Consider the following 15,049-nt stretch of genomic DNA (forward strand, 5'->3'; position numbering starts at 1 on the left):
GGGCGTCGAGCGCCCGCCTCCGGCACCTATGCTGTTGGCGTGAAGCCCGAGGAGCTCAAGCACCTGCGGCGGGCGCGGGACCTGATCGACCGGGAGTACGCGCAGCCGCTGGACGTTCCCGCGCTGGCTCGGGCCGCGTACATGTCGCCGGCGCACTTCTCCCGGCAGTTCCGCGCCGCGTACGGGGAGTCGCCGTACAGCTATCTGATGACCCGGCGGATCGAGCGGGCCAAGACGCTGCTGCGGCGCGGCGACATGAGCGTCACCGACGTGTGCATGGCCGTCGGCTGTACGTCGCTCGGATCGTTCAGCACCCGGTTCACCGAGCTCGTCGGGGAGAGTCCGAGCGCGTACCGGGCGCGGGACCACGACGAGCTCGCGCCCATCCCCGGCTGCTGGGCGAAACTCGTGACGAGGCCGAGCAGATTTCGAGAAGCGCAGGTCAGCCCCGCCTCGTAGCGTTCCGGGCATGGATCTTTCGCTGAAGTACACGTTCCTGGAAGTCGACGACCACGAGGCCGCGCTGGCCTTCTACCGCGACGCCCTGGGCTTCGAGGTGCGCCAGGACGTCTCCATGGAGGGCGCGCGCTGGCTGACCGTCGGGCCGCCCTCGCAGCCCGAGCTCGGCATCGTGCTGCAGACCGCGGGCGTGGCCCGGCCCGCCGACGACGCCCAGGCGCTGCGCGAGCTGCTGGCCAAGGGGTCGCTGTCCGGGCTGGTGCTCGAGACCGACAGCGTCGACGAGACGTTCGAGTCGGTGCGCGCGACCGGCGCCGAGGTGCTGCAGGAGCCGATGGACCAGCCGTACGGAACCCGCGACTGCGCGTTCCGCGACCCGGCCGGCAACCAGGTACGCATCAACGAGCGCGCCAAGTCCTAGCCGGGCGCCGCGTTTCAGCCGGCCGTTTCAGCCGATCGAGAGGAAGACGTTGTCGATCTGGCCGGCGTACTGGTCGTTGCCATTGTTGGGGCCCTTGCCGCCGACCCGCAACGGCTCGGCGTTGGCGATCGACAGCGTCGCCGGCACCGGCACGGACGCGCGTTCGGTGCCGTCGATGCTGATGGTCAGGCGATCTTCCGTACGGGCGCAGAGCAGGTCATGCCAGTTGCCGTCGGCGACGTCGACCGGGGGTTCGGCGCGGTAGATGCGCGTACGGCTGGCGATGACGCAGCTGGGGTGCCCCTCGCGGTGATCGACCTGCAGCTTGAACTGGCTGACGCCGCCGACCGAGTAGCCCTTCTGCACCACGTTCGCGCCGTCCGCCAGGTCGTCGTGGGTCATGAGGATCGAGGCGCCGTACTGCATGGGGCGGGTGCCCGGGTTGAGGCTGTCGTCGCGGGTGCCCTGGAGGATCGCGCGGGGGCAGTCGCGCTCGCGGGGCAGGGTGCAGCGAGCCGGGTACCGGACCGCGAGGCCCGCGCCCTGCGGTACGAGGGCGAGCGTGCCGCCGTTCTGGCCGAGGGGGCGCAGTTCGAATCCGCCGTGGACGTCCGTGATGGGCTCGGTCACGCCGCCGTCGAACGTGTAGCGCACCGTCACGGGCGCCGCCGCGACGCCGATGCGACCCGGGTCGGGCGGGGCCTCCCGGGTGGAAGTGGCCATGGGCAGCGCGCCGGCCGACGCGCGCGGCAGCACCAGCGGCGTGAGCCGGGGTGCGGCGTCGCTGCGCTGGGCGAAGTGGGCGGCGACCAGCAGGCCGGCACCGAGCGCGGCGGTGGCCGCCAGCGCGCCGACGGGGGTGAACCAGGACCGGCGGGTGTCGAACATGCGGCTATTGTCCAAAAGCGGGCGTCGACTTGTTAACTACAAACTCCGAGACGGCGCAAAAGTGGGCTAAAGCACCCGAATGAGGTCGGCCAAACGGCCACGCTCCCACCCGGTCCGGCGCAGCCGCGCCGCCGCAGCGGTCACAGACGGCGTCACGAAGCTGCGGCGTGGTGGACCGCGGCCGGATGGCCGCCCGGCTAGCTGACCGGCCGCCCGGCCGGCTCGCCCACGACGGCGTGCAGCACGTCGTCGAGTGCGATCACCCCCAGCGGTCGCCTGCCCTCGCTCACCAGCACGATGTGCCGCCGGTCGCGGCGCATGGTCAGGAGGAGGTCGGCGAGGTTGCGGTCCGGCGGGACCACCGCGAGCGGGCGGATGATCTCCGCCGGGATGGGGAGGCGGCGCTGCGCGCCTTCGTAACCCAGGACGTCCTTGACGTGTACGAAGCCCAGCACGCGCCGGGATTCACGCTGCACCACCGGGAACCGGGACCGCCCGCTGCGCGTGGACAGCGCCTCGATGGTGGCCGGGGACGCATCGTCCGCCACCGTCGTCACGCCCGACCACGGGCGCAGGGTGTCCGCCGCGGTCCGGTCGTTGAGGCCCAGCGCGGCGTGGATGCGTTCGTACTGTTCCGTGCCGAGCAGGCCTTCCGAGCGGGCCTGGGTGACCATGCCGGCGAGTTCCTCCGCCGTGAACACGGTCTTCACCGCATCCGTCGCCTCGACCTTCCACAGGCTGAGGACCGTACGCGCCGCCCAGCGCATCGCCGTCAGGATCGGGCGGGTCGCCGTGCAGAAGGCCAGCATGAACGGGCCGAGGATGAGCGCCGAACGCTCGGGACCGGCCAGCGTGATGTTCTTGGGGACCATCTCGCCGACCACCGTGTGCAGGAAGACCACGATGCCCAGCGCGACCACCAGCGCCACCGGGTGGACCGCGCCCTCGGGCAGGCGGGCCGCGGCGAAGGGGCCCTCGAGCAGGTGGGCCACCGCCGGTTCGGCGATCGCGCCGAGGCCGAGGGAGCAGATCGTGATGCCCAGCTGCGCCCCGGCGATCATGAGCGGGATCTGGTTCATCGCGGACAGCGCCCAGCGGGCCGGGCGGGAGGTCGCGGCGAGCGGTTCGAGGGCCGTACGCCGCGACGCGATCAGCGCGAACTCGCCGCCGACGAACAGGGCGTTGCCCAGCAGCAGCGCCACCGTCACGAAGAGCTCAGTCATCGGCCGGCTCCGGCGCCACCACGCGTACCTGTTCGACGCGGTGCCGGTCGACCTCCATGACGGTGAACTCCCAGCCGTCCTCCTCGAGCGACTCGCCGGGCACCGGGATGTGGCCCAGCCGGGCGAGCAGGAAGCCGGCGAGCGTCTCGTACGGGCCCTCCGGCAGCCGGAAGCCGGTCTGTTCCGCCACCTCGTCCTCGCGCAGCAGCCCGTCGACCAGGAACGTCCGGCCGCCGTCCGGCGCGGTCAGCTCCTCGCTGGCAGCCTCGCTGACGTCCAGGTCGTACTCGTCGGCGATCTCACCGACCAGCTCCTCGATGAGGTCCTCGACGGTGACGACGCCGTCCGTGCCGCCGTACTCGTCGACCACGATGGCCAGGTCGGCGTCCGCCTCGCGGAGCGCGGCGAGGACCTTGTCGAGGCCCAGGCTCTCGGGGACGTAGATCGGTTCCCGGGCCACGGCCGACACCGGCGTGGAGGCGCGGCGGTCCGGTGGCACGCCGAGCGCGTCCGGCACCCCCACGACCCCCATCACGAGGTCGAGCGTCGACTCGTACACGGGGAAGCGGGTGTGTCCGGTCTCCCGCGCGACCTTGATCAGGTCCGCGACGCTCGCGGTGGTCTTCAGGCCGACCACGTCGACGCGCGGGGTCATCGCCTTGGCCGCGCGTTTCTCGCCGAAGCGGATCGTGCGACGCAGCAGCGTCGCAGTCTCGGCCGGCAGCGCGCCCGCGCGGGCGCTGATCGCGGCGAGCAGGCCCAGCTCCTCGGGCGAGCGCGCGCTGGCGAGCTCCTCCTGCGGCTCGATGCCGAGGCGGCGGACCAGCCAGTTGGCGGAGCCGTTGAGCGCCCCGATGAGCCAGCCGAACAGCTTCGAGAAGGTCCGCAGCGGGGCGGCGGTGGCGAGGGCGACCCGCATCGGGCGGGCCAGGGCCGCATTCTTGGGTACGAGCTCACCGAAGAGCATCGACAGGACGGTGGCGAGCACGAGCGCGAGCAGGTGCGTGATCGTGTCGGTGTTCCCGCCGGCGACGGGCTCGATCATCGGCGTGAACAGCCGGGACAGCGCGGGCTCGGCGAGGTAGCCGGTCAGCAGCGTCGTCAGCGTGATGCCGAGCTGCGTACCCGAGAGCTGGAAGGACAGCTCGTGCAGCGCGTGCCGCACGGTCCGGGCCCGGCGGTCGCCGCCGTCGGCCCGCTTGTCGATCTCGGCGCGGTCGACGGTGACCAGCCCGAACTCGGCCGCCACGAAGAAGGCGTTGCCCGCCGTCAGCAGCGCGAAGGCCACCAGCGGGAGCACCGCGGTCAGGAGCAGGCCGGCCATGATCGGTTCACCTCGGCCCTCATTGTGCCGGAACCGGGCATCGGGCACATGCACGCGGTGGGTCGGACCCTGGACCGGCTCGTCGAGGCGGGGGTGCTGACCAGGGAGGAGAACAAGGTGCTGCGCTTCTTCCCCCGCACCCGCTATCCCGCCCGGGACGGCGTGGAGCCGGCGGAGGAGTCGGCGACCCGGCAGCGGCTGCTCGCGGCCGTGTCGGGTGAGGGGCCGGTGGAGCCCCGTACGGCTGCCCTGTGCGCCCTGGTGACCGCGACCGGCATGGACCGCAAGGTCTTCGCCGGCCAGGACCGCAAGCAGGTGAAGGCCCGGCTGAAGGAGATCTCCGCCGGCGCCTAGGCCGCGGCGGCCGTCAAGAAGACGATCGACGAGATCCAGGCCGCCGTGGTGGTGGTCGCGGTCGCCGCGGCCGCTGCGTCCTAGGCGGGCGCCTTGTCGCCCTTGATGCTGCGCAGCAGGACGCTGGCCACGTCGATGACCTCGACGTTGTCCTGCTCGCCCTTGCCGGTGACGCCGTCGCCGATCATCGTGTAGCAGAACGGGCAGCCGACCGCGATGGTCTTCGCGCCGGTCGCGAGGGCCTCCTCGGTGCGCTCCACGTTGATCCGCTTGCCGATCTTCTCCTCCATCCACATGCGCGCGCCGCCGGCGCCGCAGCAGAAGGAGCGTTCGGAGTTGCGCGGCATCTCCACGACGTTCGCGGCCGCGCCCAGGACCTCGCGGGGGGCCTCGAAGACCCGGTTGTGGCGGCCGAGGTAGCAGGGGTCGTGGTAGGTGACGTCGCCCTCGATCGGCTGGACCGGGGTGAGCTTGCCCTCGGCGACCAGGTGCTGCAGCAGCTGGGTGTGGTGCACGACCTCGACCTTGAGGCCCAGCTGCTCGTACTCGTTGCCGAGCGTGTTGAAGCAGTGCGGGCAGGTGGCGACGATCTTCTTGACGTTGGCCTCGGTCAGCGTCTCGACGTTCTGTTGCGCGAGCATCTGGAAGACGAACTCGTTGCCGATGCGCCGGGCCGGGTCGCCGGTGCAGGTCTCGCCCTCGCCCAGGATCGCGAAGTCGACGCCGGCCTCGTGCAGCAGCGTGGCGACCGCGCGGGTGGTCTTCTTCGCCCGGTCCTCGAACGCGCCGGCGCAGCCGACCCAGAACAGGTACTCGAAGTCGTCCTCGCCGACCCGCTTGATCTCGAAGTCGAGGCCCTTGGTCCAGTCCTCGCGGGTGTTCTGCGGCGCGCCCCAGGGGTTGCCCTTGTTCTCCAGGTTGCGCAGCATCACGCCCGCCTCGGCGGGGAAGCTCGACTCGATGAGCACCTGGTAGCGGCGCATGTCGACGATGTGGTCGACGTGCTCGATGTCGACCGGGCACTGCTCGACGCAGGCGCCGCACGTCGTGCAGCTCCACAGCACGTCCGGGTCGATGACGCCGTTCTCCGCCTCGGTGCCGATCAGCGGCCGGTCGGCCTCCGCGAGCGCCAGCACGTCGACGCCCTTCAGCTGCTCCTCGGTCGCCTTCTCCTCGCCGGTCAGGTCCTTGCCGCCGCCGGCCAGCAGGTACGGCGCCTTCGCGTACGCGTGGTCGCGCAGCGACAGCACCAGCAGCTTGGGCGACAGCGGCTTCGCCGTGTTCCAGGCCGGGCACTGCGACTGGCAGCGGCCGCACTCCGTACAGGTGGAGAAGTCCAGCAGGCCCTTCCAGGTGAACTGCTCGACCTGGGCGACGCCGAACTGGTCCTTCTCCGGGTCGGCCTCCTCGAAGTCCAGCGGCTTGCCGTCGCTCATCATCGGCCGCAGCGGGCCCAGGCCGGACCCGGCCGGCTTCTCCGGGTTGCGCTTGAAGAAGATGTTGAAGAAGGCCAGGAAGCGGTGCCAGGCCACGCCCATCGTCACGTTCAGCGCGATGGTGATCAGCCACGCCATCGAGATGAGCAGCTTGACCAGCGCGACCCAGGTCGGGCCGTCATCGGCGGCCGGGAGCAGCGCGCCGACGCCGTGGCTGACCGGGGTGGCCCACGTGGGGAACTCGAACGTGTCGTTGGCGACCTTGAAGCCGCGGATCAGGAACCCGCAGATCAGCACGCCGAGGATGACCGCCTCGACGAAGTAGCCCTGCCACATCGTGGAGCCCAGGAACCGGCTCCGCTTGGCCCGGCGGTCGCGCTGCCGCTTGTAGATCAGGTACAGGATGCCGAGCAGGCCGAGCACGGCGACCCACTCGGTGACCAGGCCGTACACGGTCCAGTGGCCGACGATCGGCAGGCCGCCGGTGGGGTCCACGACCTCGAAGTACGCCTCCACGACCAGCAGGAACAGGATCATGAAGGAGACCATCACGAACCAGTGGGCGGCGCCGACGGTGCTCCACTTCAGCATCCGGGTGTGCCCGAGCGTCTCGACCAGCATCGTCCTGGTCCGGGTGCCCTTGTCCGTGAAACGCTCCGGCGCGGGCTGACCCTGCCGGATCACCGCGGTCATCGTCATGACGGCACGCACCGCGAGGACGACCGCTACGAGCGTGACGACGCCCGCCAGGACGGTGGCGACGATCTGCGCGATGCCCATCTGCGTTGTGCCTCCTCGGTCGGGTGGCGACCATGTTACCCACGAGTAATCAGTGTGCGCGCCGCAGATCGCGGTTGGGTTCGTCTCAGCGACGACCGGGCCCGGTCAGCCGAAAGCGCACCTTGCGGCCGGGAGGGCCGGCAGGGTGCGCGGTCGGCGGATCAGACTCTACGGCCGGTTGCGCCCACGGGCCTCCGTTACGGCCGCGAGCAGCGCAGAAGGGTACGGCGATGCAGCGCCACCGCCCCGAGGGCAACGGTGACCGACGGGCGTGGGGCGGTCAGCGCCAGCGCGACAGGATCGCCAGCGAGGCGACCATGCAGCCGAAGCCGACGAGCAGGTTCCAGTAGTGCCACGCCTCGACCGGGTACTGCTGCTCGGAGAGGTAGTACACGACCAGCCAGGCGATGCCGAAGATGATCAAGAAAACCGCCGTGGCGGGCAGCCAGACCGGACTCGGCTTCTTGGACGCGGCCGTCGCTGCCGGACGGATGTCCGTCGGCGGCGTGTAGACCTTCTTCTTGCGAACCTGTGACTTCGGCACGGCGCTCTCCTGAGGGCAACAAGTGGTGAACAACCCACCCCTGAGCGGCTCCGGGGACACCGAAAGCTGCCCGTGGCGAATACTGTTCGATAGCTAGCGTAGTCAAGGCGGCGCGCGCACAGGCACCCGCCGGTGGGTTTTTCGGACATCCCGGGGAGGAAGACCGACGTGGAGTACACCACGGGGACGCCCTCGTGGCGACTTGTCATGCGCCGGGCCCTCGGCGGACTCCGCCCCCGGCGCCGCGGACAACGGCAACGGGGCTGGTCGGTGGGCGTACCGCTGATCGCACTGGCCGCCGGACTTCTCTTCACCACCTCGGCCACCACGGCCGACGGCACGGCGCTGCGCGACGACCGGCGCCCACAGCTCGCCCAGCTCATCGCCGACAAGCGCGCGCGTCTGGAGCAGCGGGAGAGGCAGGCCGCGGGGCTGCGTACGACGGTCGACCAGGACGCCGCCCGCCTCGCCGACGTGGACACCCCGGTCAAGCAGGCCCGGGAACGGGCCGACGCGATGCGCGAGCCGGCCGGCTTCACGGCGCTGCACGGGCCCGGCGTCACGGTCACCCTCAACGACTCGTCCCGGCGGCCCACCGACACCGGCGGCGACGTCCCCCAGAACGATGATCTCGTCGTCCACCAGGGTGACGTCCAGGCGGTCGTGAACGCCCTCTGGGCTGGTGGGGCGGAGGCAATGTCGATCATGGATGTCCGCGTCATTTCGACCAGCGCGGTACGCTGTGTCGGCAATACGCTGCTGTTGCACGGCCAGGTCTTCTCGCCGCCATTCAAGATCACGGCGATTGGCGAACCCACAGCTATGCACCGAGCGTTGGAGTCCGCAGAGGGAGTCCAGCAATTCCGGGCAGCGGTCGCCGACTTCGGCCTCGGCTACACGGAAACCGTCGAGAGGAACGTGACTGTGCGGGCGTACGACGGGTCGAGTGACCTCCGATCCGCCGAGGTCACGAAGTAATGGCATCGCCGGAGCCGCCGGGCGGCGCGCCGAACTCGGGCCGGCACCGCGCCCCCGACACCGACGCGCAGACCGCCTTCATCCCGCGCGTCACGGACGCCACGCCGGGCGGGGTGCCGGGCGGACCGCTCGACCCCCCGGTCGGCCTGGGAAACCCGGCCTGGCCGTCGGCCACCGGCGCGGCGGTCCCGGCCCCACCCTCGGCACGTCCCCCGGCTCCGCCCGCCGCGGCGGCCCCGGTCCAGCCTCCCGTGCCTCCGGCCGTGGGCATGCCTGCGCAGCCCACCGCGGCCCTCCCCGTTCACTCCCCCGCGCCTGCGCCCACGGGCGTTCCTGTGCAGCCCCCCGCGCCTCCGGCCTTGGGCGTTCCTGTGCAGCCCCCCGCGCCTCCGGCCTCGGGCGTTCCTGTGCAGCCCGCCGCGCCTCCGCTCGGAGGTCCGCGTCCCGTTGCGGGTGCGACGGTTCCCGCTCCGGGGGTCGCTCTGCCGAATCAGGCGCCGGCCAAGCCGGTCAGCGGGTCCGCCGCCGCCGTGCCGGCCGACGCCGCGGGGGTCGACCCGCTCGTGGCCCGTGCCGCTGCTGCCGCGCGGGCGCGCTCGGACGCCGCCCCGGCAGGCCCCGGCGCGACACCCGGCGGGCCGGGTGGCTTCGACTTCTTCGCGACGGCCGGCGGAGGCCCCGCCGCACCGCGCAGCCCCGGCAGCACCGGCACGGACAGCCCGGCGATCCCGCAGAGTCCCGCCATCCCGCAGAGCCCGGGCAACATCCGGGCCGACGGCCCGGGCATCCCGCCCAACCAGGCCGGCCCACCCAACCAGGCCCGCCCGCACAGCACGGCCGGCCCGCACAGCACGGCCGGCCCGCACAACCCCGCAAGTCCGGCCATCCCGCACAGCTCAGCCGGCCCGCACAGCCAGGCCGGCTCGCAGAACCCGGCCGGCCTGCAGAACCCGGCCGGCCTGCAGAACCCGGCCGGCCTGCAGAGTTCGAGCAGCGTTCCGGGGCCGGTCGCCGGCAGTGCGGTCAGCCGGCAGCAGGGCACCAGCGGCTACGACACCCTGAATGAGGATGACCGGTGGCGCGGCGGGCGTCGCCGGGCGGCCGAGGGTGGTGGCGGCACCGGGTGGCAGAGCGGCACGGGTTCGACCAGCACCGGGTGGGATCACTCCGAGACCGGCGCCTGGATGAACAGTGCGGCCGGCAGCGCCTGGGAGGAGCTGGTCGAGCCGCAGACCGCCGAGGAGCCGTCGCGGGGCCGGTGGGGACGCCGGGACGAGCGGCAGGCCGCGGAGGCAGCGCCGCGGGGGCGGTGGGCACGCCGGGACGAGCCGGCGGCCGCCGACATTGCGCCGCGGGGACGCCGGAACGAGCCGCAGATTGCCGAGGCGGCGTCGCGAGGGCACCGGGAGGAGTCACCGGCCGCCGGGGCTGCGTCCTCGGGGCCCGGGGAGGCGGCTGGCGCCCTCGGGCAGGATCCTTCCGCCACGGCTGTCATCCGTACCGCCGATGCGCCGACCGGGTTGCTGCCCGCCGTACGGAAGAAGACTCCGCCGCAGGCGCCTGCCAAGCCGGCGCGGCCCCGCGGCAAGGACGACGGCGTGGTCGGTGCGGCCTCGGTGGCCGCTGCCGCGGCGGCGGCCGAGCGCGAGCCGGATGTCGGGCCCGCGGAGGAGCCGAAGCCGAAGCGCGGCGAGAAGGTCGTCAAACTTCGGCCCGAGCAGACCGGCGAGGGCTACAAGAGCGTGTATTCCGAGTTGACCCGCCCGACGCTGGGCTCGCGGATCCGCACCGGCGTCCGGGTGTCCGGCGAGCTGATGATCACGTTCGGGCTGATCATCCTGCTGTTCGCCGGGTACGAGGTGTTCGGCAACTCCGCGAAGGTGCAGGACGAGCAGGACAGCCTGGCCAACCAGCTCGACCAGGAGTGGAACGACCCGACCGTCGCGCCCAGCGCCGGGCCGACCAAGGCCGCGCCCGCCGCGCCCGGCAAGAACCTCGTCGGGCGGCTGTACATCCCGAAGCTCGGCATGGAATGGGTCGTGGTCAACGGCGTACGGCCGCAGGACATCCGGTACGCGCCGGGGCACTACCCGGACACCGCCCAGCCCGGCAAGGTCGGCAACTTCTCGGTCGCCGGGCACCGCATCCGCAAGATCTTCTGGCGGCTGGACGAGCTGAAGCCCGGTGACGTGATCGGCGTGGAGACGCGCTCGAGCTGGTACGTCTACAAGGTCAGCTACAGCGAGGTGGTACGGCCGTCGCAGGTCGAGGTCGTCGCGCCCGTACCCGGCCAGCCCGGCAAGAAGCCCACGAAGGCGATGCTGACGCTGACCACCTGCAACCCCAAGTTCAACAACTACCAGCGGCTCATCGTGCACGCGGAGCTGGTGGACACCCTCAAACGGGACCCGAAGCTGCCCGACGCCGGCCGGCCCGCAGAGATCAAGAAGGCGTAGGGAGGGCCCGTGTACGCGTGGATCTGGCGCAAACTGCCCTTCGGCCTGTGGGGCAAGCTGACGAGCTCCGTCGTGCTGGCCGTGACGGTCGGCGCGCTGCTGTGGTACGTGGTGTTCCCGTGGGCGACACCGCTGCTGCCCTTCGACGACGTGCAGGTCGGCACCGGCACCGAGCAGAGCGGCCCGGCGCAGCAGAACCCGGACGCCGTGGTGCCCGGCGGCGATGACGCGCAGCTGGGGCCGGACGAGATCCCGTACAACGAGCACACGAACGAACCCGAACCCTCCACGAGCACCAGGTGATCCCCGTGCGCATCCTCGTGATCGACAACTACGACTCGTTCGTCTTCAACCTGGTGCAGTACCTCGGCCAGCTCGGCGCCGACTGCGAGGTGCGGCGCAACGACGAGATCTCGGTCGCCGACGTCGCCGCCTTCGGCGCCGCGGGGGTCCTGCTCTCCCCCGGACCGGGTACGCCCGAACGCGCCGGCATCACGATGGACGTCATCTCCGCGTATGCCGGGAGACTTCCGATGTTCGGGGTCTGCCTGGGCCATCAGGCGATCGGGGCGGCGTTCGGCGCGACGGTCACCCGGGCCCCCGAGCTGCTGCACGGCAAGACCTCGTCGGTGCAGCACAAGGGCGCGGGCGTGCTGGCCGGCCTGCCGGACCCGTTCACCGCCACCCGTTACCACTCGCTGGCGGTCGTCCCGGAGACGCTGCCGGACGAGATCGAGGTGACCGGCTGGACGGAGTCCGGCGTGGTGATGGCGATGCGGCACCGCACGCTGCCGATCGAGGGCGTGCAGTTCCACCCGGAGTCGGTGCTGACCGAGGGTGGCCACACCATGCTGGCGAACTGGCTGGCGTCGTGCGGGCTGCCGGCGGCTCTGGAGCGGGCCCCGGAGCTCGCCGCCGAGGTGGAGACCCGCCGGCGGTCGGCGTTCGCCACCGCCTGACGGCCAAGACGAAAGCCCGGGCTCCCGTTGGGGAAGCCCGGGCTTTTCGCTGTGGCTGAAGGCTAGTTGCCGAAGATGCCGCCGACGCCCGTACCGGTGCCGGTGCCGTCGCCCTCACCGCCGCCGGTGCCGTCGGGCGGGGTGGAGCCGTCCGGGTCCGGGGTGCTCGGGTCGGGCGTCGGCTGGGAGATCACCGTCAGCGTGATCTTGGTCGACACGCTCCGCTTCTGCTTCCCGCCCGGGGTCTGCTCGATCACCGTGCCGGGCGTGCCCTCCTGCTGGGACTCCTGCACCTGGATGTTGGTGAAGCCGCGGTCCTCGAGCCGGGCCTTGGCGACCTCCAGGCTCTGCCCGGTGACGTCCGGGATCTCCTTCAGGTTTCCCCGGGAGACCTTCACGGTGATCTTGCTGCCGGGGGCGACCTGCTTGCCCTCGTCCTCGACGTCGAGCACCTCGCCCTCGCGGGCGTCGCTGTCCACGCGGTCGATGACCGGGACCAGACCCCGGGCCTGGAGCGCCTGCCGGGCCGCGTCCTCCGTGCCGCCCCTGAGGCCGGTCGGTACGGGCACCTTCGACGGGCTCTTGCACATGGTGATCGTGATCGTCGTGTCCAGCGGCTGCGTCGAGTTGGCGTCGGGAGACTGGCTCTCCACCTTGTTCTCGCAGTCGGACGTCTCCTTCGGCGTGCCCGACGCGATGTTGGTGAAACCGGCCTGCTTCAGCCGGGTCCGGGCGTCGTCCTCGGAGAATCCGGTGACCTTGGGGACCGTGGCCTGGGCCGGCGGCTTGTCCTTGTCGTCGTTGTTGTTGGCCAGCACCAGGCCGATGCCCAGCGCCACCACCGCGAGCACGCCCAGAGCCGCCAGGACCGCCATCACCCACGACGACGTCTTGCGCTCCGGCGGCTGCGGGCCGCGCGGACCGACGGCCGCGGCCGGGATGGGCCGGGTCGCCGCGGTGGGCGCCTGGCGCATCGGGCCGGTCATCGCCATCGTCTCGGCCTCGGTCATCACCGGGGTCGCCATGACGGGACGGCCCGCTACCGCGCGCAGGGCGTCGGCGCGCATCTCCTGCGCGCTCTGGTAGCGGTTGAGCGGGTTCTTCGCCAGGGCCTTGAGGACGATCGCGTCGACGTCCGGCGGCACGTCCCGGTTGATGTCGCTCGGCGCCTTGGGGTCCTCGCGGACGTGCTGGTACGCCACGCTGACCGGGCTGTCGCCGACGAACGGCGGGTGGCCGACGACGAGTTCGAAGAGGACACAGCCGGCCGCGTACACGTCGGAGCGGGCGTCGACCGACTCGCCGCGGGCCTGCTCCGGGGAGAGGTACTGGGCCGTGCCGATCACCGCGCTGGTCTGCGTCATCGTGGTGGCGCCACTGGCCAGGGCCCGGGCGATGCCGAAGTCCATGACCTTGACCTGCCCGTTCTGCGTGATCATCACGTTGCCGGGCTTGATGTCGCGGTGGATGATGCCGTGCCGGTGGCTGAACTCCAGCGCCGCGCAGATGTCGGCGATGATCTCGAGGGCGCGGCGCGGCTGCAGGCGCTGCTCGGCCGCGAGCACCTCCTTGAGAGTGCGCCCGTTGACGAACTCCATGACGATGAACGGCTGCTTCTCACCGGCGGGCGAGGTCTCCTCGCCGGTGTCGTACACGGCGACGATCGCCGGGTGGTTGAGGGCGGCGGAGTTCTGCGCCTCGCGGCGGAACCGTTCCTGGAAGGTCGCGTCGCGGGCGAGGTCGGACCGGAGCATCTTGATGGCCACGTCCCGGCCGAGCCGGAGGTCGCGCCCCCGGTGCACCTCGGCCATGCCGCCGTAACCGAGCAGCTCGCCGACCTGATACCTGCCACCCAGCAGGCGGGCCTGCGCCGTCATAGCGTCTGTCGTCCTTCGGTCGCGGGGATGAGGCCGTGCGGTGCACCAGCCTGCTTCGTAAGACGGTACGACGCCGTCGCCGCGCGGTGATCGGCCGCGCCCAGCGCTGTCGTGTTCCCCTCCTTGAGCAGGAACGAGATCACGCCCGCGCAGAGCAGGACGAGTAGCGCGAGGACCACGGCCAGGACGATGAGGATCTGCCGGCCACCGGAGTTGTCCGCCTGCTTGCCGGGCGCGATCACCGGGTGCTGCATCGGCGGCGCCGACGGATGCCGGTACGGCTGCTGCAGCGGCGGCACCGAGGCGGCACCCCGCGCGCCCTGCCCACCGGAGACCGGGCGGGGCACGGGCGGGTACGGCGGCCGGGCCTGCCCGCCGTTCGGGTGCCCGGGCGGGCCGGACGTCGGCGCGCCGGAGTGCGGGCGGTTGCCCACCGCGGGGCCACCGGAGTGCGGCCTGTTCGGCGCCGCGCTGCCCACCGGACGTCCCGCGTTGCCGGCGCCGTTCACGGCCGGCTGGTGCACCTGCGTGGTCAGCGACGACGCGGCCTGGCGGGCCACCGACGCCATCGCGGAGGCGGTGGGCCACCGGGCGTTCGGGTCCTTGGCCATGGCCCGCTCGACGATCGCGCGCACCGACGGCGGGATGTCCGCCGGCAGCGGGCGCGGGGAGTCCCGGACGTGCTTCATCGCGATCTCGATCGGCGTGGCGCCGTCGAACGGGCGGTGCCCGGACAGGCACTGATACGCGACCACGCCCAGCGCGTACACATCGGAGGCGGCCGTCGCCACCGCACCGGACGCCTGCTCGGGCGAGATGTAGGAAGCCGTACCGAGCACCGAGCCGGCCACGGTCAGCTGGCCGACCAGGGCGGACCGGGCGATGCCGAAGTCGGTGAGGACCAGCGTGCCGTTCGGGCGTACCAGTAGGTTGCCGGGCTTGACGTCGCGGTGCACGATCCCGTTCGCGTGCGCGGCCTGCAGCGCGTCCGCGGCCTGCGCGACCAGCGCCATCGTGCGCGCCGGGGTGAGCCGGCCGACCCGGCTGAGGGTGCGCGAGAGCGCGTCGCCCTCCACGTACTCCATCACGAGGAACGCGAGCTGCTGGTCGCTGCCGTAGTCGTAGACGTCGACGACCCCGGGGTGGTTGATGGTGGCCATGGTCCGCGCCTCGCCGCGGAACCGCTCGGCGAAGCCCGGCTCGTCCAGCAGGGCCGGCAGCAGGATCTTCACGGCGACCGTACGGCCGAGCACCTCGTCGGTGCCGCGCCACACGTCGCCCATGCCGCCGCCCGCGATCCGCTCGTCCAGGCGGTACCGCCCACCGAGGGTCACCCCAGGGCTGATCATC

Annotated in this window: 14 protein-coding genes; 7 read left to right on the forward strand and 7 right to left on the reverse strand. The window is 72.1% G+C overall.

Annotated elements, in window-relative coordinates; all coding sequences use genetic code 11:
• The first annotated feature begins 39 nt into the window (after window positions 1–39).
• Window positions 40–459 (forward strand): helix-turn-helix transcriptional regulator, encoded by a 420-nt coding sequence (locus COUCH_RS00660; RefSeq protein WP_249610178.1) that lies wholly within the window; start codon window positions 40–42, stop codon window positions 457–459.
• A gap of 10 nt (window positions 460–469) precedes the next feature.
• A complete protein-coding gene (locus tag COUCH_RS00665; protein ID WP_249610179.1) occupies window positions 470–880 on the forward strand; it encodes a VOC family protein in 411 nt (136 codons plus the stop codon).
• Between the two features lie 27 nt (window positions 881–907).
• Here the strand turns inward: COUCH_RS00665 and COUCH_RS00670 are convergent, their stop codons facing one another.
• The 3 genes from COUCH_RS00670 to COUCH_RS00680 form a co-directional block, all read right to left on the reverse strand.
• Window positions 908–1,768 (reverse strand): LamG-like jellyroll fold domain-containing protein, encoded by an 861-nt coding sequence (locus tag COUCH_RS00670; RefSeq protein WP_249610180.1) that lies wholly within the window; start codon window positions 1,766–1,768, stop codon window positions 908–910.
• A gap of 197 nt (window positions 1,769–1,965) precedes the next feature.
• A complete protein-coding gene (locus COUCH_RS00675; RefSeq protein WP_249610181.1) occupies window positions 1,966–2,991 on the reverse strand; it encodes a hemolysin family protein in 1,026 nt (341 codons plus the stop codon).
• Window positions 2,984–4,315 (reverse strand): hemolysin family protein, encoded by a 1,332-nt coding sequence (locus tag COUCH_RS00680; RefSeq protein WP_249610182.1) that lies wholly within the window; start codon window positions 4,313–4,315, stop codon window positions 2,984–2,986. The genes COUCH_RS00675 and COUCH_RS00680 overlap by 8 nt, the downstream gene beginning before the upstream one ends.
• A gap of 57 nt (window positions 4,316–4,372) precedes the next feature.
• Between COUCH_RS00680 and COUCH_RS00685 the strand changes: the two genes are divergently transcribed.
• Window positions 4,373–4,669 carry a GOLPH3/VPS74 family protein gene (locus tag COUCH_RS00685; protein ID WP_249610183.1) on the forward strand — a complete coding sequence of 99 codons (297 nt, stop codon included), beginning with the start codon at window positions 4,373–4,375 and terminating at the stop codon, window positions 4,667–4,669.
• Between the two features lie 80 nt (window positions 4,670–4,749).
• Here the strand turns inward: COUCH_RS00685 and COUCH_RS00690 are convergent, their stop codons facing one another.
• A complete protein-coding gene (locus COUCH_RS00690; RefSeq protein WP_249610184.1) occupies window positions 4,750–6,885 on the reverse strand; it encodes a (Fe-S)-binding protein in 2,136 nt (711 codons plus the stop codon).
• Between the two features lie 280 nt (window positions 6,886–7,165).
• On the reverse strand, window positions 7,166–7,429 hold the full coding sequence (locus tag COUCH_RS00695) for a cell division protein CrgA (RefSeq protein WP_249610185.1): 264 nt from the start codon (window positions 7,427–7,429) through the stop codon (window positions 7,166–7,168).
• Between the two features lie 168 nt (window positions 7,430–7,597).
• On the opposite strand from COUCH_RS00695, the gene COUCH_RS00700 reads away from it, so the two are divergent.
• From COUCH_RS00700 to COUCH_RS00715, 4 genes are all read left to right on the forward strand, one after another.
• Window positions 7,598–8,407 carry a DUF881 domain-containing protein gene (locus COUCH_RS00700; RefSeq protein WP_249610186.1) on the forward strand — a complete coding sequence of 270 codons (810 nt, stop codon included), beginning with the start codon at window positions 7,598–7,600 and terminating at the stop codon, window positions 8,405–8,407.
• A 530-nt stretch (window positions 8,408–8,937) separates the two neighbouring features.
• Window positions 8,938–10,863: a class E sortase gene (locus COUCH_RS00705; protein WP_249613507.1), complete on the forward strand. Its 1,926-nt coding sequence runs from the start codon at window positions 8,938–8,940 to the stop codon at window positions 10,861–10,863.
• 9 nt (window positions 10,864–10,872) lie between these two features.
• Complete coding sequence (locus tag COUCH_RS00710; protein ID WP_249610187.1) at window positions 10,873–11,166, forward strand: hypothetical protein; 294 nt, start codon at window positions 10,873–10,875, stop codon at window positions 11,164–11,166.
• Between the two features lie 5 nt (window positions 11,167–11,171).
• A complete protein-coding gene (locus tag COUCH_RS00715) occupies window positions 11,172–11,822 on the forward strand; it encodes an aminodeoxychorismate/anthranilate synthase component II (protein ID WP_249610188.1) in 651 nt (216 codons plus the stop codon).
• Between the two features lie 62 nt (window positions 11,823–11,884).
• Here the strand turns inward: COUCH_RS00715 and pknB are convergent, their stop codons facing one another.
• Together pknB and COUCH_RS00725 are read right to left on the reverse strand one after the other, a co-directional pair.
• Window positions 11,885–13,699 (reverse strand): Stk1 family PASTA domain-containing Ser/Thr kinase, encoded by a 1,815-nt coding sequence (gene pknB, locus COUCH_RS00720; protein WP_249610189.1) that lies wholly within the window; start codon window positions 13,697–13,699, stop codon window positions 11,885–11,887.
• Window positions 13,696–15,048, reverse strand: a complete 1,353-nt coding sequence (locus COUCH_RS00725; RefSeq protein ID WP_249610190.1) for a serine/threonine-protein kinase — start codon at window positions 15,046–15,048, stop codon at window positions 13,696–13,698. The genes pknB and COUCH_RS00725 overlap by 4 nt, the downstream gene beginning before the upstream one ends.
• Window position 15,049 lies beyond the last annotated feature (1 nt).

The organism is Couchioplanes caeruleus (genome assembly GCF_023499255.1).
In the GTDB taxonomy this organism is placed as follows: domain Bacteria; phylum Actinomycetota; class Actinomycetes; order Mycobacteriales; family Micromonosporaceae; genus Actinoplanes; species Actinoplanes caeruleus_A.

What these genes read in the sequence shown, in the direction of transcription:
- COUCH_RS00665 (WP_249610179.1), top strand. Translation starts at nt 470, where the DNA reads ATGGATCTTTCGCTGAAGTACACGTTCCTGGAAGTCGACGACCACGAG.
- COUCH_RS00725 (WP_249610190.1), bottom strand. Translation starts at nt 15,048, where the DNA reads ATGATCAGCCCTGGGGTGACCCTCGGTGGGCGGTACCGCCTGGACGAG.
- COUCH_RS00670 (WP_249610180.1), bottom strand. Translation starts at nt 1,768, where the DNA reads ATGTTCGACACCCGCCGGTCCTGGTTCACCCCCGTCGGCGCGCTGGCG.
- pknB (WP_249610189.1), bottom strand. Translation starts at nt 13,699, where the DNA reads ATGACGGCGCAGGCCCGCCTGCTGGGTGGCAGGTATCAGGTCGGCGAG.
- COUCH_RS00675 (WP_249610181.1), bottom strand. Translation starts at nt 2,991, where the DNA reads ATGACTGAGCTCTTCGTGACGGTGGCGCTGCTGCTGGGCAACGCCCTG.
- COUCH_RS00680 (WP_249610182.1), bottom strand. Translation starts at nt 4,315, where the DNA reads ATGGCCGGCCTGCTCCTGACCGCGGTGCTCCCGCTGGTGGCCTTCGCG.
- COUCH_RS00690 (WP_249610184.1), bottom strand. Translation starts at nt 6,885, where the DNA reads ATGGGCATCGCGCAGATCGTCGCCACCGTCCTGGCGGGCGTCGTCACG.